Source organism: Paracoccus broussonetiae (genome assembly GCF_031854425.1).
Classification (GTDB): Bacteria; Pseudomonadota; Alphaproteobacteria; order Rhodobacterales; family Rhodobacteraceae; genus Paracoccus; species Paracoccus broussonetiae.
The window spans coordinates 16,494-35,141 of the sequence record NZ_JAVRQI010000024.1 but is presented as its reverse complement, the minus strand read 5'-3'; the positions used below and the strand labels follow the sequence as shown (position 1 = coordinate 35,141).

Genomic DNA, 18,648 nt, shown 5'->3' with positions numbered 1-18,648 from the left:
CAACCGGACAAGGAAGGCAGGCATCAGCGCATGGGCGACTGGGCAGGATATCTTGCACTCATCCTTCAGGGGGCGTGGATCACGGTCAAGCTGACGGTGATGGGATCGGCGCTGGCGCTGGTCGTGGCCTTTGCCGCGGGACTGGCGCGGGTATCGGGCTCGGCCGCTCTGCGCTGGATTGCCACGATCTATATCGAGTTCTTCCGCGGCACCTCGATCTTCGTCCAGCTGTTCTGGATCTATTTCGTGCTGCCGATGACCGGCATCCAGCTTTCACCGATGCAGGCCGGGGTCATGGCGCTGGGGCTGAATGTCGGCGCCTATGGGGCCGAAGTGGTGCGGGGCGCGATCCTGGCCGTTCCCCGCGACCAGTCCGAGGCCTGCGTCGCCTGCAACCTGACGCGATTCCAGCGGATGCGGCATGTCATCCTGCCGCAGGCCCTGCCATTGATGCTGCCGACCTTCGGCAACAACGCCATCGAATTGTTGAAGGCCACCTCGGTCGTGTCGCTGATCTCTCTGTCGGACATGACGTTTCAGGCGCAGGTGGTGCGGTCGCAGACCGGCAGCACGCTTCTGCCCTTTGCCACGATCCTGCTGCTGTATTTCGCGATGTCGTCTGCGATCTCATTCGGGATGCGCAGGCTGGAGCGCCGCGTGACGCGCGGGCTGGACGGGGTGCGCTAGATGGAATGGGACTGGGAATTCGCGCGCTCGATCCTGCCCACGCTGCTTCAGGGCTTTCGGATCACGCTGCTGGCCACCTTCCTTGGCGCGATCGTCGCGGCGGTACTGGGGCTGGTCTTTGCAATCCTGCGCCGGTCGCCGAACCGCTGGCTGGCGCGGATCACCGGCTTCGTCGTCGAATTCATCCGCGGCACGCCGCTGCTGGTGCAGCTTTACTTCATCTTCTACGTCCTGCCCGATATCGGGATCAGCCTGCCCGCGCTGACGGCTGGGGTCATCGGCATGGGGCTGCATTACGCGACCTATGCCGCCGAGGTCTATCGCGGCGGGATCGAGGCCGTGCCCCGTGGCCAGTGGGAGGCGGCGCGCGCAACCAACCTGACCACGCGCCAGACCTGGACCCATGTCGTGCTGCCGCAGGCGGTGCCGCCGATGATCCCCGCGATGGCCAACTATCTGCTCGCCATGTTCAAGGAAACGCCGCTGCTGTCGGCCATCACCGTGGTCGAGCTGATGAACCAGGCGAAATCGGTCGCGAATTCGTCCTATCGCTATGTCGAGCCGATGACGCTGGTGGGCGTGATGTTCCTGATCGTCAGCGTGATCTCGGTCATCGCGTTGCGCTGGCTGGAACGCCGCTTTGGAAGGATCCCGCGCCAATGAACATCCTGACCCAACCCATCCGGCTGGACGACCGCCCGCTTAGCGCCCGGATCGGACTGGTGACGCTGGCCACCGACCATACGACCGAGGTCGACTTTTCGGTCCTGCCGGCGCGGGGGATCGGGGTTTATGCGACGCGCATCCCCTTTGCGAACCCGGTCACGCCCGAGACCCTGGCCGCTATGGCGGGGGACGTGACCGCCGCCGCCGCGCTGATCCTGCCGGACGAGACGCTGGAGGCGGTCGTCTATAGCTGCACCTCGGCCTCGGTCGTGATCGGCGACGCGCAGGTGTGCGACGCGATCCGGCAGGGCAAGCCCGGAACACAGGCGATCACCCCGATCTCGGCCGGATTTGCGGCCCTGCGCGCGTTGGGCGCGGACCGTATCAGCCTGCTGACCCCCTATACCCCGCAGACGACCGCCCCCATGGCGCAATGTTTCGAGATGGGCGGGTTTGGGTTGCAGGGCGTCTCCTGCCTGAACCTGACGGATGACCGCGCCATGGCCCGCCTGTCGCATGAAACGATCATCGACGCCGCGCGGGCGGCACTGGCCCCGGACAGCCAGGCCCTGTTCATCGCCTGCACCGCGGTCCGTGCCGCCGGGATCATCGACCGGATCGAGGATGCGCTTGGCGTTCCAGTGGTCTCGGCCAATTCGGCAACGCTTTGGGCGGCGCTTCGGGCCTGCGGTCATGCGGGCATCGGCGGTCCCGGCCAGTTGATGAGGCTGGCATGAACCTTGGGATCGACGATATCCGCGCGGCCCGCCAGCGCATCCGGGGCCGGATCCGCCAGACCCCGATGCTGCGGGACGAAATGCTGTCGGCGGGCCTTGGGACCCCGGTCCTGCTGAAATGCGAACATCTGCAGGACACGGGATCGTTCAAGTTGCGGGGCGCGACGAACGCGCTGCTGTCGCTGCCGCCCGAGGCATTGGCGCGGGGCGTGGTCACGGCATCGACGGGCAATCACGGCCGCGCGCTGGCCCATGCCGCCCATGCGCTTGGCGTTCCGGCGACGGTCTGCCTGTCGCGGCTGGTTCCCGCGAACAAGGTCGCGGCGGTGCGCCAGCTTGGCGCCGAGGTCCGCATCATCGGTGAAAGTCAGGACGAGGCGATGGCCGAGGTCGCGCGCCTGGTCCGCGACAAGGGCATGACGCAGATCCCGCCCTTTGACGATCCCGCAATCGTCGCGGGCCAGGGCACGCTGGGGATCGAAATCGTCGAACAAGTCGCCGATCTTGATGCCGTGCTGGTGCCGCTGTCTGGTGGCGGCCTGGCGGCGGGGATCGCGCTGGCGGTCAGGGCGCTGGCGCCGCAGGCGCGTATCGTCGGCCTCAGCATGGAAGGCGGCGCGGTCATGGCGGCCAGCATAGCCGCCGGCCACCCGGTCGAACTGGCCGAGACGGCCAGCCTTGCCGACTCGCTTGGCGGGGGCATCGGCCTTGGCAACCGCGTCACCTTTGCACTGTGCCGCGACCTGCTGGATGAAGTGATCCTTGTCCCCGAAGACCGGATCGCGGACGGCCTGCGTCATCTGGGCCGCTTGGGCCATGTTGTCGAGGGCGCGGCCGCCGTCGGCATCGCCGCCCTGCTGTCGGGCGCGTTTCGCCCGTCGGGTCCCACTGTCGCGCTGCTGTCCGGGGCGAATATCGACCCCGGCCTTCATGCCCGCATCATGGCGGGCGCAAATCGCGTGGAGCCGGCATGAGAAACCCCGTCACCATCCTGACCGAAGCCGACCTGCGCCGATTGGTGCCCTTGGACCTTGCCGCCGTCGATTGCATCGAGGATGCCTTCCGCGCGCTGGCGACCCAGCCCGTCGCGATGCCGCCAATCCTGCGCCTCGACATTCCCGAGCATCGCGGAGAGGTGGATGTGAAGACCGCCTATATTCCCGGCCTTGACCATTTCGCGATCAAGATCAGCCCCGGCTTCTTCGACAATCCCAAGCTGGGCCTGCCTTCGACCAACGGGATGATGGTCGTCCTTTCGGCACGCACCGGGCTGGTCGAGGCGCTGCTTCTGGACAATGGCTATCTGACCGACATCCGCACCGCAGCCGCCGGTGCCGTCGCCGCACGCCATCTGGCGCGCGAGGACGCAGAGCGTGCCGCCGTGCTGGGTGCGGGCATGCAGGCGCGGATGCAGTTGCAGGCGCTGACGCTGGTGCGCCCGATCAGAAGCGCCGCAGTCTGGGCACGCGATCCGAAGCGGGCAGATGCATTTGCGGCCGAGATGGGTGCGCGGCTTGGCATCGCCGTCTCTTCCGCGGGCACTGTCGCCGAGGCGACACGCGATGCCGACGCGATCGTCACCACGACCCCCGCCGACAAGCCAATCCTGTCAGCTGCCGATGTCCGGCCCGGAACCCATGTCACCGCCATGGGATCGGATGCCGAGCACAAGAACGAGATCGCACCCGACCTGATCGATGCGGCCTATTACGTCGCCGACCGGCTGTCGCAGACCCGACGGCTGGGCGAGTTGCATCATTCCGCGCTTGTCCATCGCGACTTTCACGAGCTTGGGCAGATCATCGCCCGCCTCGCCGCCGGTCGCACCAGCCCCGACCAGATCACCCTGGCCGACCTGACCGGCACCGGCATCCAGGACACCGCCATCGCAGCCCTTGCCCTGTCCCGCGCGCAAGCCGCCGGGGCCGGCGCGCAGTTTTCCCTTTGAGAGCATCACCATGACAGACGTCTCATTGAAATTCACCCGGCAGGAATATGCAGCCCGCCTAGCAAAAACGCGCAAGGCCATGGACGCGAAAGGGGTCGATCTGCTGATCGTCACCGACCCCTCGAACATGAACTGGCTGACCGGCTATGACGGCTGGTCCTTCTATGTCCACCAATGCGTCGTCGTCCCGCCCGATGGCGAGCCGATCTGGTTCGGACGCGGGCAGGACGCGAACGGGGCGAAGCTGACGGCCTATCTGCGCCACGAAAATATCATCGGCTATCCAGACCATTACGTGCAGAATCCCGAAAGGCACCCGATGGATTACCTGTCGGGCATCCTGCGTGATAAGGGTTGGGTTGCGAAGCGCATCGGCGTCGAGATGGACAATTACTGGTTCACCGCCGCCGCCTTTGCCAGCTTGACGAAGAACCTGCCCGACGCGCGCTTCAGCGATTGCACGGCGCTGGTGAACTGGCAGCGGGCGGTCAAGTCGCCGCAGGAAATCGCCTATATGCGCAACGCCGCCCGCATCGTCGAGGCGATGCATGCCCGTATCGTGGACCGGATCGAGGTCGGGATGCGCAAATGCGATCTCGTGGCCGAGATCTATGACGCGGGCACGCGCGGGGTGGATGGGATCGGCGGCGATTATCCCGCGATCGTGCCGCTGCTGCCCTCGGGGCGCGACGCCTCGGCGCCGCACCTGACCTGGGACGACAAGCCCATGAAATCGGGCGAAGGCACGTTCTTCGAGATCGCGGGTTGCTTCAACCGCTATCATTGCCCGCTGTCCCGCACGGTGTTTCTGGGCAAGCCGACGCAAGCCTTTCTGGACGCCGAAAAGGCCACGCTGGAAGGGATGGAGGCGGGGCTTGCCGCCGCGAAGCCCGGCAATACCTGCGAGGATATCGCCAAGGGCTTCTTCGACGTGCTGGCAAAATACGGCATCAAGAAGGACAACCGCACCGGCTATCCCATCGGCGTCAGCTATCCCCCGGACTGGGGCGAGCGCACCATGTCGCTGCGACCAGGCGACAAGACCGTGCTGGAACCCGGCATGACCTTCCATTTCATGACCGGCCTGTGGCTGGAGGATATGGGGCTTGAGATCACCGAGTCGATCCTGATCACCGAAACCGGCGTCGAATGCCTGGCGAACGTGCCCCGCAAGCTGTTCGTGAAGGACTGAGGCCATGCTTCAGACCCAGATCCAGCTTGCCCCCTCGCCCATATCGGCGACGGTGGATTTCGAGGCGCCGGGTGTGAACCACGGCTTCCTGCGCCTGCCCTATTCCCGAGACGATGCAGCATGGGGTTCGGTGATGATCCCGCTTAGCGTCGTCAATAATGGCGCGGGGCCGACGGTCCTGCTGACCGGGGCGAACCACGGCGACGAATACGAGGGGCCGATCGCGCTGTTCGATCTGGCCTCGGCCATCCGGGCCGAGGATGTCACCGGACGCATCATCATCATTCCGGCGATGAACCACCCGGCCTTCCTTGCGGGGACTCGCACCTCGCCCATCGATCGGGGCAACCTGAACCGCAGCTTTCCGGGCAGGCCCGACGGAACGGTCACGCAGAAGATCGCGGATTACTTCCAGCGCGTGCTGCTGCCGATGGCCGATGTGGTTCTGGATTTCCATTCGGGCGGCAAGACGCTGGATTTCCTGCCCTATTGCGCCGCGCATATCCTGCCAGACAAGCGCCAGCAGGAACAAAGCTTCGATCTGGTCCGCGCATTTGCCGCGCCCTGGTCGGTCCGGATGCTGGAAATCGACGCGGTCGGCATGTACGACACCGCGGCCGAGGACATGGGCAAGGTCTTCGTCACGACCGAGCTGGGCGGCGGCGGCACCGCCAGCGCCCGCACCGCGGGCATCGCCCGGCGTGGGCTGCGCAACCTGCTGATCGCGGCCGGCGCGATGCGGGGCGATCCTGCGCCCACACCAACCCAGTGGCTGGACATGCCCGACGCCGATTGCTTCGCCTTTGCCGAGGACGGCGGGTTGATCGAGTTCCTGGTGGACCTTGGCGACCCGGTCCGGCGCGACCAGCCGGTCGCCCGCATCTTTCCTGTCGCCCGCACCGGCCTGCCCGCCGTCATCATCCGCGCCCGGCGCGACGGCGTGATGATGGCCCGGCATTTCCCCGGCCTTGTGAAGCCCGGCGACTGCGTGGCCGTGATCGGCGTCGAGATCGAGGATGAACCATGCTGAACGACCCTGCTCTGATGCGCGAAGACGCCTATGTCGGGGGGCGCTGGATTGCGGCCGATCCGCGCTTTGGCGTCACCGACCCCGCAACCGGGGACGTGATCGCCGGCGTTGCAAAGATCGACGCAAAGGGCGCGTGCAAGGCGGTCGATGCCGCCCATGCCGCCTTTCCGGCATGGGCAATGATGCTGCCGCAGGACCGCTCGACGCTGCTTAACCGCTGGTTCCAGCTGATCCGCGACAATCGCGAGGATCTGGCGCAACTGATGACCGCCGAACAGGGCAAGCCCCTGTCCGAGGCGCGGGGCGAGATCGACTATGCGGCAAGCTTCGTCGAATTTTATGCCGAGGAAGCCAAGCGTCCGAATATCGAAAGCATCACCTCGCATCTTTCCACCGCCGAGATGGAGCTTTGGCGCGAACCGCTGGGCGTCGCCGCGCTGGTCACGCCCTGGAACTTTCCCTGCGCCATGATTACCCGCAAGGCTGCCGCCGCGCTGGCGGCGGGCTGCACGGTGGTCGTCCACCCCTCGGCCGAAACCCCGCTGTCCGCGACGGCGCTGGCGGAACTGGCCCACCGCGCGGGGCTGCCTGCGGGCGTCTTCAATGTCGTCACCGGCGCCGCACCCGAGATCGTCGCGGAATGGTGCGCCGATCCCCGCGTTCGGGTGCTGAGCTTCACCGGCTCGACCGAGATCGGCAAGCTGCTCTATCGGCAATCCTCGGACACCGTAAAGCGGCTGGTCCTGGAACTGGGTGGCCACGCCCCCTTCATCGTCTTCGCCGATTGCGACCTTGAACTGGCGGTGGACGAGGCGATCAAGGCGAAGTTCGCAACCTCGGGTCAGGATTGCCTTGGCGCGAACCGCTTCCTGATCGAACGGCCGATCTATGACGAATTCTGCCGCCGCTTCGCCAATGCCACGGCGGCGCTGACGCTGGGACCGGGAAAGCTGGACCGCGATCTGGGCCCGTTGATGAACGAGAACGCTGTCAGGAAGCAGGAGGATCAGATCCGCGACGCCCTTGACCGGGGCGCGAGGCTGATGACCGGCGGCGCCCGCGATCCGCAGGGGCCGCTGTTCTTCCAGCCGACGGTTTTGGCCGAGGTGCCACCGGACGCCCGGATTTTCCGCGAGGAAACCTTTGGCCCCATCGCCGCGCTGGCCGCCTTTGCGACCGAGGCCGAGGCGATCAGCATCGCCAATGCCACGGAATACGGCCTTGTCGCCTATCTGCACACGCAGGATCCGCGCCGCATCTATCGCCTGTCCCGCGCGCTGGAGTTCGGCATGGTCGCCGTCAACCGCACCAAGGTGACGGGCGCGCCGATCCCTTTCGGGGGCATGAAGCAATCCGGCCTTGGCCGAGAAGGCTCGCGTCACGGGCTCGAGGCCTTCACCGAGATCAAATACGTCTGCCGCGACTGGGCAGAGCATGACAGGAGAGCGTGATGCTGACCAATGACGAGCTGTCCAAATGGGACCGCGAGAGCTTCTTCCACCCCTCGACCAATATCGGTCAGTTTGCACGGGGCGAGGGTGCGCAACGGATCATCCGGACGGCCGAAGGCGTCCACATCATCGACCGCGACGGCCATCGCCTCCTGGATGGGTTTGCCGGGCTTTACTGCGTGAACGTAGGCTATGGCCGGACCGAGATCGCTGACGCTATCGCGAAGCAGGCGCAGGAGCTGGCCTATTACCATTCCTATGCCGGGCACGGCTCGGAAGCCTCGATCACGCTGGCGAAGATGGTCATGGATCGCGCGCCCAAGGGCATGGCGCGGGTCTATTTCGGGCTGGGCGGCTCGGACGCCAATGAAACCAACGTCAAGCTGGTCTGGTATTACAACAATATCCGCGGCCTGCCGCAGAAGAAGAAGATCATCTCGCGCTGGCGGGGCTATCACGGGTCGGGGCTGATGACCGGCTCGCTGACCGGCCTCGAACTCTTCCACAAGAAATTCGATCTGCCGCTGGCGCAGGTGATCCATACCGAAGCGCCGTATTATTTCCGCCGCAAGGACGCGGGCATGACCGAGGAGCAGTTCAGTGCCCATTGCGCCGAGGAGCTGGAAAAGCTGATCGCGGCCGAAGGTGCCGACACCATCGCGGCCTTCATCGGTGAACCCGTGCTGGGCACCGGCGGCATCGTTCCCCCGCCGAAAGGCTATTGGCAGGCGATCCAGAAGGTTCTGGCACGCCACGACATCCTGCTGATCGCGGATGAGGTCGTGACGGGGTTCGGGCGGCTGGGCAGCATGTTCGGCAGCGATCATTATGGCCTCAGCCCCGACATCATTACCTGCGCCAAGGGCCTGACCTCGGCCTATGCGCCGCTGTCGGGCAGCATCGTCGGTGAGCGGGTCTGGGAGGTGCTGATGCAGGGCAGCGACGAATTCGGCGTCTTCGGCCACGGCTGGACCTATTCCGCCCACCCGATCGGCGCGGCAGCGGGGATCGCGAACCTGAAGCTGATCGATGAACTGGGGCTGGTCGCGAATGCAGGCAGGACCGGGGCCTATCTGAACCAACGGATGCAAGCGGCGCTGGGCGGGCACGCCCATGTGGGCGAGATCCGGGGTGAAGGCATGCTTTGCGCCGTCGAGCTGGTCCGCGACCGGGAAACGCGCGCCTTCTTCGACCCGTCCGAGGGCGTTGGCGGCAAGGTCGTCGCAGCCATGCTGCGGCGGGGCGTCATCGCGCGGGCCATGCCGCAAGGCGACATCATTGGTCTGGCCCCGCCGCTTTGCCTGACCGAGGCCGAGGCCGACGTGATCGTCGGGGCCACGGTGGAATCCGTCAGCGAAGTGTTGGGCTGAGGCGATGACCGACCTGCCGCGCAGCATGTCCGCCATGGTCCTGACGGGTCATGGCGGATTGGACCGCCTGGAATGGCGCACGGATTGGCCCGTACCCCGCCCCGGTGCTGGCGAGGTTCTGGTCCGCATCACCGCCTGCGCCAAGAACAACACCGACCGCAAGGTTCGCGAAGGGCTGTATTCAACCGCCGATGACGGCGCGGTCACGTCATTCGCGATGGCCGGTCCCAGCCTTGGTTTTCCGCGCATCCAAGGCGCGGACACCGTCGGGCATGTCGTGGCCGTGGGCGCGGGCGTCGCGCCCAACCGGATCGGAGAGCGAGGCCTGCTGGACTTCAACATCTATCCCGACGGGCGCGGCGACCTGAACCTTGCCCCCGATTACTTCGGACACGGGGCCGATGGCGGGTTCGCGGAATATGGCGTCTTCCCCTCGGACCAGTTCCACGCGATCCCGAACCCGGAACTGAGTGATGCCGAACTGGCGACTCTGGGCATGTGTTCATGGCAGACGGGTTTTCACATGCTGACCTCGGCCGGGGTTCGGGCGGGCGAGCATGTGATCGTGACCGGCGCGTCGGGCGGGGTCGGCACCGCCCTGATCCAGCTTTGCCGGGTCATCGGGGCGATCCCCCATGCCATCGCCAGCGCCGGCAAGGCCGAGGCACTGCGGAGACTGGGGGCGGCATCGGTCATCGATCGCAGCGCGGTGTCGGACTGGGGGACCGCGATCGACGCCGCCACGGGGGGCGTCATCATCGACGCGGTGATGGATCTTGTCGGGGGCGAGATGACCATCCCGCTGATCGAGGTGATGTGCCGGGACCTGCGCGCCCGCCGCACGGCCCCCCGGATCTCGATCGCGGGGGCCAGCGGTGGCAATGTGACCGCCCTGCCCTGGACCCTGATCTATCTGAACCAGGTGCAGATCTTCGGCGTCTCGCATGGCACGCGGGACGAGGCGCGACAGTTGATCGACTGGATCCGCGAGGGGCGGTTGAAGCCGGTGCTGGCCGGGACCATGCCCCTGTCGCGCCTGCACGAGGCAGAGCGCGTCTTTGCCGAACGCAGCCGCGATTTCATCGGCAAGCTGGTCATCGTCCCGGACAAGGTGCTGGAACCGGCCGTCGCGTCCTGACGGCCGGTTCGCGCGGGTCAAAGCACTGCGTCGAAGGCCGGGACCAGACGCGCCAGCGTGCCGTCAACATCGTTCAGCTTGTCGAGCCCGAAAAGCCCGATGCGGAAGGTGCGGAAGCTTTCCCCCTCGCCCACCTGCAGGGGAACGCCCGCAGCGATCTGAAAGCCTTGCGCCAAGAATTTGCGGCCGGTCTGGATCTCGGCGTCATCGGTATAGCAGACGACCACGCCGGGGGCGGCGAACCCTTCGGCCGCGACGGAACGCAGGCCACGCTTGGCCAACTCCGCACGAACGGCATTGCCCAGCTTCCACTGCGCGTCCCGCGCCGTTTCGAACCCAAGCGCGCGCGTTTCTTCCATCGCCTCGCGCAGGCCCAGCAACGCGTCGGTCGGCATGGTGGCGTGATAAGCGTGCCCGCCATCCTCATAGGCCTTCATGATCGCGCGCCACTTCTTCAGGTCCAGCGCGAAGCTGTTCGAGGTCGTCGCCTCAAGCCGTTCGACGCCGCGCGCCGACAGCATGACCATCCCCGCCGAAGGAGAGGCCGACCACCCCTTTTGCGGGGCCGAGATCAGGACGTCGACGCCGGTCGCCTGCATGTCGACCCAGATCGCGCCCGAGGCGATGCAGTCCAGCACCATGATCGCCCCGACCTCATGCGCGGCATCGGCGATGGCACGGATATAGTCGTCGGGCAGGATCATCCCGGCAGCCGTCTCGACATGCGGGGCGAAGACGGCATCGGGCCGCGTCTCGCGGATCTTGGAGACAACCTCCTCGACCGGAGCGGGGGCAAAGGGCGCGCGCGGCTCATTCCCCGCCGGACGCGCCATCATCACTGTCGTTTCGCGGGCAAACCCGCCCATGTCGAAAATCTGGCTCCACCGAAAGCTGAAGAAACCATTGCGCACGATCAGCGCATGGGCGTCGCGGCCGAACTGGCGGGCCACCGCCTCCATCGCGCAGGTGCCGCCACCGGGGACAAGGGCCACGGCTTCGGCGTGATAGACTTCGCGCAGGGTCGCGGAAATATCGCGCATGACGCCCTGGTATTTCTGCGACATGTGGTTCAGCGACCGGTCGGTGAAGACGACCGAGAATTCCTGCAGGCCGTCTGGATCGACATCAGGGCGAAGACCGGGCATTGGATTTCCTTTCCTGCGAACGGGTTGGCCCGACCCTAGCGCGGCCGCCGCGGCAGGGCCAGCCCCACCAAGGAGTGAGGGAGGGCCTTGCCGCGTTCCCCTGCGCCGACTACCTTTGCCGGGAACAATCAACAGGCCAATCATGCGCATCGGCATCCTGAAATGCGGCCAGTCGCCCGAACTTCTTCGCGGCGAACTGGGCGACTATGACACCATGTTCGAACAGCTTCTGGACGGACGGGGATTCGAATTCACCAGCTATCACGTCGAGAACATGCAGTTCCCAGCCAGCGTGCACGACGCTGACGGCTGGCTGCTGACCGGCTCGCGCCACGGCGCCTATGAGGATCATCCCTTCATCCGCCCGCTTGAGGCCTTTATCCGCGATGCATATGCGGCGCATGTTCCGATGGTCGGGATCTGCTTTGGCCACCAGATCATCGCACAGGCACTTGGCGGCAAGGTCGAGAAATTCGGCGGAGGCTGGTCGGTCGGCGCGCAGGATTACGATTTCGGCGGCGAACCGGTGACACTGAACGCCTGGCACCAGGATCAGGTCGTGACCCGCCCCGAGGGCGCGCAGGTCGCCGCGACCAACGGTTTTTGCGAGAACGCGGCGCTGATCTATGATGACCGCGCCTTTACGGTCCAGGCCCATCCCGAATTCCCCGATGCCTTCATCCAGGGCCTGATCGAGACAAGGGCAAAGGGCGTCGTCCCCGAACCCCTGCTGGACCGCGCCCGCGCCCGGATGGGGGGGCCGCGCCAGTCCTCGGTCATGGCCGACCGGATCGAGACTTTCTTCAAGGCGCCCCGCGCCACCCAGCGCGAACAGGGTGCCGCATGAAGGCGCGCTGGATCGAAGAGACCCCGCAAGCCGCCCAGGATTTTGTCGCCGGCCGCCGGCTGGACGAGGTCGAATGCATCGTCGCCGACATCGCGGGCGTCGCCCGTGGCAAGGCCATGCCGGCATCGAAATTCGCGCATCAGGAACGGTTCTATTTGCCGAACTCGATCTTCCTTCAGACGATCACGGGGGACTGGGCCGACAACCCCTCGGGCGCGTTCACCGAGCCGGACATGATCCTGACGCCGGATTTCTCGACCGCGACGGCCGCGCCCTGGACTGCGGACGTGACCTTGCAGGTTATCCACGACGTCTCGACCCAGACCGGAGAGCCGGTGCCGACGGCGCCGCGCAACGTGCTGAAGCGGGTCGTCGACCTTTACCGGGAAAAGGGCTGGAAACCGATCGTCGCGCCCGAGATGGAGTTCTTTCTGGTCGCGCGCAACATCGACCCGAACCAGCCGATCATGCCGCCGATGGGCCGCTCTGGCCGCCGCGCCGCGGCCAAGCAGGCCTATTCGATGTCGGCCGTGGACGAATACGGCAAGGTCATCGACGACATCTATGATTTCGCCGAGGCGCAGGGCTTCGAGATCGACGGCATCCTGCAGGAAGGTGGCGCCGGCCAGGTCGAGATCAACCTGAACCACGGCGACCCGGTGCATCTGGCCGACCAGATCTTCTATTTCAAGCGCCTGATCCGCGAGGCGGCGCTGCGCCACGACTGTTTCGCGACCTTCATGGCCAAGCCGATCGAGGGCGAGCCGGGCAGCGCGATGCATATCCACCATTCTGTGGTCGGAATCGAAACGGGGCGGAACATCTTCTCGGACGAGAAGGGCCACGAGACCCCCGCCTTCATGCATTTCATCGCCGGGATGCAGAAGCACCTGCCCGCCGCGGTGGCGCTACTGGCTCCATACGTCAACAGCTATCGTCGCTATGTCCCTGATTTTGCAGCACCTATCAACCTTGAATGGGGGCGTGACAACCGCACCACCGGGCTGCGTGTGCCGATCTCGGGGCCAGAGGCGCGGCGGATCGAAAACCGTCTTGCCGGAATGGACTGCAACCCCTATCTGGGGCTGGCCGCCAGCCTGGCCTGCGGCTATCTGGGATTGATTGAGCAGGAAAGTCCCCGCGCCGAATGCCTGGGCGACGCCTATATGTCGCAGGATGAACTGCCCTATAACCTGGGCGATGCGCTGGACCTGATGGACGAAAGCGCCCCGATGCGCGAGGTTCTGGGGGCCGAGTTCATCGCCGTCTATCAAGCGGTCAAGCGCAACGAATACAAAGAGTTCCTGCAAGTCATCAGCCCATGGGAGCGGGAGCACCTGCTGCTGAACGTATGAACCTGCTGCATTCGAATGATCGCGACGGGGAATATCCGCCCAGCCTTTACGCCGCGACACGGACGGAACTTCGCGCCTTTCCCCCTTTGCGGGGCAAGGCGCAGGCCGATGTCGTCGTCATCGGCGGCGGCTATACCGGCCTTTCCGCGGCGCTGCATCTGGCCGAGGCCGGGCGCCGCGTCATCCTGCTTGAGGCGCATCGCGTGGGTTTCGGCGCGTCGGGGCGCAATGGTGGACAGCTTGGATCGGGGCAGCGGCTTGAGGTCGACGACCTAGAAAAGATGGCGGGTCGCGACGCCGCGCGCAGGCTGTGGGATCTGGCCGAGGACGCAAAGCGCCTGACCCGCGACATTGCCGCCCGTGCCGGCGTTCCGGTCGCGGACGGGATCGCCCATGCATTCCGTACGCGCGCCGAATTCGATCACGCGACTGCGCTGATCGAACGACTTGCACGCGACTATGACTATGACCGGATCGAGGCGCTGGATCGCGACGCCTTTCGCGCGATCCTGCCCTCGGACGCCTATGTCGCGGGAGAGTTGGATCACGGCGCCGGACACCTGCACCCGCTGAACCTTTCCCTTGGCATGGCGCGGCTTGCCGATGCCGCGGGCGCGGTCATTCATGAACGCTCGGAAGTGACGGGGATCGACCACGCCCGGCAAGCCGGGGGCAAGACCACTGTGACAACGGCGGATGGTCAGGTCTGTTGCGATCACCTGATCCTGGCCGCGAATGGCTATCTGGGCACACTTGAGCCCAAGGTCGCCGCGCGGGTCATGCCGATCAACAACTTCATCGTCGCGACCGAGCCGTTGGGCGCGCGCGCGGCCGAAGTCCTGACTCGCAATATCGGCGTCCATGACACGAAATTCGTCGTCAATTACTGGCGGCTGGATTCCGACAGCCGGCTGATCTTCGGCGGGGGCGAGAATGTCAGCTACCGCTTCCCCGCGGATATAGCCGCCAAGGTTCGAAAACCATTGCTGGAAATCTATCCCGGCCTTGCGGACGTCAGGCTGGCTTATGCCTGGGGCGGGACGCTGGCGATCACCATGACGCGTATGCCCTGTTTCATCCGTCCGGCCCCGAACTGCCTGTCGGCCAGCGGCTATTCCGGTCACGGGCTGGCGCTGGCGACGCTGGCGGGCAAGCTGATGGCGCAGGCGGTTCAAGGCCAGTCGGAAGGTTTCGACACGATGTCCGCGTTGCCGGTCCATCCCTTCCCCGGAGGCACGCTGCTGCGTTGGCCCCTGCTCGTCGCGGGCATGTCCTGGTATTCGCTGCGGGACCGGTTGGGCGCCTGACGGCCGGCGTTCAGTCGAGATGCGCCAGCGGGTCGCGGATCCTTGCAATCTGGGCCACGTCGCTTTCCGCCTCAAGTGCGGTCAGCAGGGCATGCAGATGCTCGCTGTCGCGCAACTCCACCTCGACCCGCAGGCGATAGAAATCCGGCTTGCGGTCAAGGAAAACCAGATCCGAGATATTCGCGCCCTGCCCGCCGATCAACGTGCAGATCCGACCCAGCACCCCCGCGTCGTGGCGGATCGTCAGCGACAGGTTCGCCGAATAGGCGGCAGGATGCTGACCCTCGCGCCAATGCAGGTCGACCCAGCGGTCGGGACTGTCTTCGAATTCGGCCAGGACGGGGCAGTCGATGGCATGGATCACCACGCCCTTGCCACGATAGGTGATGCCCACGATCCGTTCGCCCGGCAAAGGATTGCAGCACGGGGCGCGGGTGAATTCCTGATCGGCCTCAAGCCCGGCAACCGCGCGCTTCGCGTCAATCTCGCTGCGCTTGGCCGCAAGTTCGGGGTATAGTGCGGACAAGACTTCATGCGCCGAGATTTCGGCACTGCCGATCCGGGCCAGAAGTTCATCCGTATCCGGCAGGGCCATGGTCCGCGCGGCGGTCCGCAGCGCCTTGTCGGTGACGCGGCGGCCCACATGCTCGAACGCGACGCGGATCAGTTCAGACCCCAGCCGGATGAAGCGCGAGCGGTCCTCTTGCCGCAGGCTTCGCCGGATCGCGGCCTTGGCCCGGCCGGTCACGACAATGTCCAGCCATGTCGGCTGCGGCCTTTGCCCGGAGGCCGCGATGATCTCGACCGACTGCCCATTCTTCAACCGCGTCCACAGCGGCACACGAATGCCATCGACCTTGGCGCCGACACAGGAATTTCCCAGCCGGGTGTGGATCGCATAGGCGAAGTCGATCGGCGTCGCGCCCTTGGGCAGCGGGATCACGTCGCCCTTTGGCGAAAAGCAGAACACCTGATCGGAATACATCTCGAGCTTCACATGCTCGAGGAACTCATCGTGATCCTCTTCGCCGAAACGCTCGGTGAGGCTGGCGATCCATTCGCCCGGATCGACGGCAAACGGGTTCTCGGTCCGTGCGCCGTCACGATAGGCCCAATGCGCAGCCACGCCGGATTCCGCGACCTCGTGCATCTGACGGGTGCGGATCTGCACCTCGACCCGCTTGCCATCGCGCCCCGAAACCGTGGTGTGGATCGAGCGGTAGCCGTTGGCCTTGGGCTGGCTGATGTAATCCTTGAACCGACCGGGCACGGCGCGCCAGCGGTGGTGGATCACGCCCAGCGTACGATAACAGTCGGCCTCACTGCGAGTGATGATGCGGAAACCGTAGATGTCGGACAGGCGCGAAAAGGAAAGCTGCTTTTCCTGCATCTTGCGCCAGATGCTGAACGGCTTTTTCGCGCGGCCATAGACGTCGGCCTCGATCCCCTCGCGCTCCAGTTCCGAGCGGATGTCGGCGGTGATCTTTGGGATCACATCGCCGGATTCGCGCTGCAGGCTGACAAAGCGACGGATGATCGAGTTGTGCGCCTCGGGGTTGATGACCTTGAAGGCAAGATCCTCAAGCTCTTCGCGCATCCATTGCATGCCCATGCGCCCGGCGAGCGGCGCATAGATGTCCATGGTTTCGCGCGCCTTCTGGGCCTGCTTGTCGGGACGCATCGACTTGATCGTGCGCATATTGTGCAGACGGTCAGCCAGCTTCACCAGAATCACGCGAAGATCGCGCGACATCGCCATGAAAAGCTTGCGGAAATTCTCGGCCTGCTTGGAATGCGCGCCCGACAGCTGCAGGTTGGTCAGCTTGGTCACGCCATCGACAAGATCCGCGATCTCGCGCCCGAACATCTGCGCGACCTCGGCCCAGGTCGAGCGCGTGTCCTCGATCGTGTCGTGCAGCAATGCGGTGATGATGGTGGCGTCGTCCAGCCGCATCTCGGTCAGGATGGCGGCGACGGCGACCGGATGGGTGAAATAGGGCTCGCCTGAATGGCGGAACTGCCCTTCATGCATGCGACGCCCATATTCATAGGCGTCGCGAATCAGATCGGCATTGGTGCGCGGATTATAGTTTCGAACCAGCGCGATAAGGTCTTCGACGTCGATCATGTTCTGGCGAAGACCCCGTGTCAGCCCTGGCTTAGTTGCGGCCCTGGGCTTCCAGCATCATGCGAAGCATGCGCTCTTCCGATTCCTCGTCGGCGGGTTTCGGACGATCAACTTCGGCACCCAGCAACAGGGCCATCGCGTCCTCTTCCGGCTCGTCGACCTCGATCTGGGTCTGGGTCGCCTCGATCATGCGTTCGCGCAGTTCGTCAACCGGTTGGGTTTCGTCAGCGATTTCACGCAGGGCGACAACCGGGTTCTTGTCGTTGTCGCGGTCGATGGTCAGTTGGCTGCCGGCCGTGATCTCACGGGCGCGATGCGAGGCCAGCATCACGAGATCGAAACGGTTCGGAACCTTGTCGACGCAATCTTCGACTGTCACACGGGCCATCGGTCACCTTTGGCTTGAATACGGGATGCAGGGCGAAGCCGAATATTTGGCGCTTCGCCCGAGGAATGTCAAGTTGTCAGGGCTCGTATATCCGCCCGCGCATCTGCTGGCAAGGCGGCCAACATCTCGGCCACACTTCGCCCCAGGCGCGGGTGGCGCCAACCCGGCGCGACCTCGGCCAGCGGCACCAGGACAAAGCCCCGGTCCTGCATCCGGGCATGGGGCAGGATCAGCGTTTCGGGCGCGGTCTCGGCCTGGCGTTCGGGCGGCAATCCGCGCCAGGCGTCATGGGTCGCAAGATCGGGCAGGACAAGGTCGCCATAGGCGATCAAGTCCAGGTCGATCCCCCGCGCCTGCCAGCGCGCCCCCTCGCGCACCCGCCCCAGATCGTGTTCGATCCGGTGAAGCGCGGAAAGAAGCTCATCCGGAGAATTTACCGTTTGCAAGGAAAGCGCCGCATTCACATAATCAGGGCCAGATCCGGCAGGAAATGCCGGCGTTTTCCAGAACCTGCTTAATGACGACAGAACCACTCCCGGCAACTGTATGATTTGCTCAACCGCTGCGCGAATTGTGGCCTCGGGAGGACCTGCCAAACTAGGCAGGTTCCCGCCAATTGCGACCAGGGCTAGGTTCGCCGAAGGCAATCTATTCTGAGTCATATCGAGGTTATCGTGTTTTACAAAGACGATCGGCTAGCTTTGTTCATTGACGGTTCGAACCTTTACGCAGCGGCAAAGTCGTTGGGATTCGACATCGACTATAAGCTGCTCCGCCAGGAATTCGAACGCAGGGGAAAACTGATCCGCGCCTATTACTATACGGCGCTGCTCGAAAACGAGGATTACTCACCCATCCGGCCCCTGGTCGATTGGTTGCATTACAATGGCTTCTCGATGGTGACGAAGCCGGCACGGGAATACACTGACGCGCTTGGGCGCCGCAAGGTCAAGGGCAATATGGATGTCGAGCTTGTGGTGAACGCGATGGAACTGGCCCCGCGCCTGGACCATGCCGTCCTCTTCTCGGGCGATGGCGACTTTCGTCCGCTGGTCGAGGCGTTGCAACGCCAAGGCGTCCGCGTGTCGGTCGTGTCCACCATGCGCAGCCAGCCCCCGATGATCGCGGACGAACTGCGCCGGCAGGCCGACAACTTCATCGAACTCGACGCGCTTCGCGAGGTGATCGGCCGTCCCCCGCGCGAACCTGCGCCACAAGAGACCTGATGCCATTGCGAAATCCCGGACGGCAGTCGTAAT

18 protein-coding genes are annotated in these 18,648 nt (G+C 65.1%); 14 read left to right on the top strand and 4 right to left on the bottom strand.

Going from position 1 to position 18,648, the window contains the following annotated elements; all coding sequences use genetic code 11:
• Window positions 1-30: 30 nt before the first annotated feature.
• From ehuC to RM190_RS21775, 10 genes are read left to right on the top strand one after another with little or no spacing between them, the layout of a single operon-like run.
• Window positions 31-687, top strand: coding sequence for an ectoine/hydroxyectoine ABC transporter permease subunit EhuC (ehuC, locus tag RM190_RS21820; RefSeq protein ID WP_311761593.1), 657 nt, complete (start codon window positions 31-33; stop codon window positions 685-687).
• A complete protein-coding gene (gene ehuD / locus RM190_RS21815) occupies window positions 688-1,350 on the top strand; it encodes an ectoine/hydroxyectoine ABC transporter permease subunit EhuD (protein WP_311761592.1) in 663 nt (220 codons plus the stop codon).
• The gene (locus tag RM190_RS21810; RefSeq protein WP_311761591.1) at window positions 1,347-2,090 is read left to right on the top strand and encodes an aspartate racemase/maleate isomerase family protein; all 744 of its coding nucleotides are present in this window, start codon (window positions 1,347-1,349) and stop codon (window positions 2,088-2,090) included. Before ehuD ends, RM190_RS21810 begins: the two co-directional genes overlap by 4 nt.
• A complete protein-coding gene (eutB, locus tag RM190_RS21805; protein WP_311761590.1) occupies window positions 2,087-3,064 on the top strand; it encodes a hydroxyectoine utilization dehydratase EutB in 978 nt (325 codons plus the stop codon). Before RM190_RS21810 ends, eutB begins: the two co-directional genes overlap by 4 nt.
• On the top strand, window positions 3,061-4,038 hold the full coding sequence (locus RM190_RS21800; RefSeq protein WP_311761589.1) for a cyclodeaminase: 978 nt from the start codon (window positions 3,061-3,063) through the stop codon (window positions 4,036-4,038). The genes eutB and RM190_RS21800 overlap by 4 nt, the downstream gene beginning before the upstream one ends.
• A 10-nt stretch (window positions 4,039-4,048) precedes the next feature.
• Complete coding sequence (gene doeA, locus RM190_RS21795) at window positions 4,049-5,230, top strand: ectoine hydrolase DoeA (protein ID WP_311761588.1); 1,182 nt, start codon at window positions 4,049-4,051, stop codon at window positions 5,228-5,230.
• A gap of 4 nt (window positions 5,231-5,234) precedes the next feature.
• Window positions 5,235-6,260 (top strand): N(2)-acetyl-L-2,4-diaminobutanoate deacetylase DoeB, encoded by a 1,026-nt coding sequence (gene doeB, locus RM190_RS21790; protein WP_311761587.1) that lies wholly within the window; start codon window positions 5,235-5,237, stop codon window positions 6,258-6,260.
• A complete protein-coding gene (locus RM190_RS21785) occupies window positions 6,254-7,711 on the top strand; it encodes an NAD-dependent succinate-semialdehyde dehydrogenase (protein WP_311761586.1) in 1,458 nt (485 codons plus the stop codon). Before doeB ends, RM190_RS21785 begins: the two co-directional genes overlap by 7 nt.
• Window positions 7,711-9,081 carry an aspartate aminotransferase family protein gene (locus tag RM190_RS21780; protein ID WP_311761585.1) on the top strand — a complete coding sequence of 457 codons (1,371 nt, stop codon included), beginning with the start codon at window positions 7,711-7,713 and terminating at the stop codon, window positions 9,079-9,081. The genes RM190_RS21785 and RM190_RS21780 overlap by 1 nt, the downstream gene beginning before the upstream one ends.
• Before the next feature lie 4 nt (window positions 9,082-9,085).
• Window positions 9,086-10,219, top strand: a complete 1,134-nt coding sequence (locus RM190_RS21775) for an alcohol dehydrogenase family protein (RefSeq protein WP_311761584.1) — start codon at window positions 9,086-9,088, stop codon at window positions 10,217-10,219.
• A 17-nt stretch (window positions 10,220-10,236) separates the two neighbouring features.
• Here the strand turns inward: RM190_RS21775 and RM190_RS21770 are convergent, their stop codons facing one another.
• Complete coding sequence (locus RM190_RS21770) at window positions 10,237-11,364, bottom strand: aminotransferase class V-fold PLP-dependent enzyme (protein ID WP_311761583.1); 1,128 nt, start codon at window positions 11,362-11,364, stop codon at window positions 10,237-10,239.
• Between the two features lie 142 nt (window positions 11,365-11,506).
• Between RM190_RS21770 and RM190_RS21765 the strand changes: the two genes are divergently transcribed.
• From RM190_RS21765 to RM190_RS21755, 3 genes are read left to right on the top strand one after another with little or no spacing between them, the layout of a single operon-like run.
• Window positions 11,507-12,211, top strand: a complete 705-nt coding sequence (locus tag RM190_RS21765) for a type 1 glutamine amidotransferase (protein ID WP_311761582.1) — start codon at window positions 11,507-11,509, stop codon at window positions 12,209-12,211.
• On the top strand, window positions 12,208-13,566 hold the full coding sequence (locus tag RM190_RS21760) for a glutamine synthetase family protein (protein WP_311761581.1): 1,359 nt from the start codon (window positions 12,208-12,210) through the stop codon (window positions 13,564-13,566). Before RM190_RS21765 ends, RM190_RS21760 begins: the two co-directional genes overlap by 4 nt.
• Entirely contained in the window at window positions 13,563-14,873 is a 1,311-nt protein-coding gene (locus tag RM190_RS21755) for an NAD(P)/FAD-dependent oxidoreductase (protein ID WP_311761580.1), read from the top strand. Before RM190_RS21760 ends, RM190_RS21755 begins: the two co-directional genes overlap by 4 nt.
• A gap of 10 nt (window positions 14,874-14,883) precedes the next feature.
• Here RM190_RS21755 and RM190_RS21750 read toward each other — a convergent pair whose 3' ends face one another.
• The 3 genes from RM190_RS21750 to folK all read right to left on the bottom strand — a co-directional run bounded on the left by RM190_RS21750 (window position 14,884) and on the right by folK (window position 18,051).
• The gene (locus RM190_RS21750; RefSeq protein ID WP_311761579.1) at window positions 14,884-17,001 is read right to left on the bottom strand and encodes a RelA/SpoT family protein; all 2,118 of its coding nucleotides are present in this window, start codon (window positions 16,999-17,001) and stop codon (window positions 14,884-14,886) included.
• A gap of 31 nt (window positions 17,002-17,032) precedes the next feature.
• Window positions 17,033-17,389 (bottom strand): DNA-directed RNA polymerase subunit omega, encoded by a 357-nt coding sequence (rpoZ, locus tag RM190_RS21745; protein ID WP_311761578.1) that lies wholly within the window; start codon window positions 17,387-17,389, stop codon window positions 17,033-17,035.
• A 68-nt stretch (window positions 17,390-17,457) separates the two neighbouring features.
• Window positions 17,458-18,051, bottom strand: coding sequence for a 2-amino-4-hydroxy-6-hydroxymethyldihydropteridine diphosphokinase (folK, locus tag RM190_RS21740; RefSeq protein WP_311761577.1), 594 nt, complete (start codon window positions 18,049-18,051; stop codon window positions 17,458-17,460).
• Window positions 18,052-18,063: 12 nt separating this feature from the next.
• Here folK and RM190_RS21735 point away from each other — a divergent pair, with 12 nt between their 5' ends.
• Complete coding sequence (locus RM190_RS21735; protein WP_311761576.1) at window positions 18,064-18,615, top strand: LabA-like NYN domain-containing protein; 552 nt, start codon at window positions 18,064-18,066, stop codon at window positions 18,613-18,615.
• The last annotated feature ends 33 nt before the right edge of the window (window positions 18,616-18,648 follow it).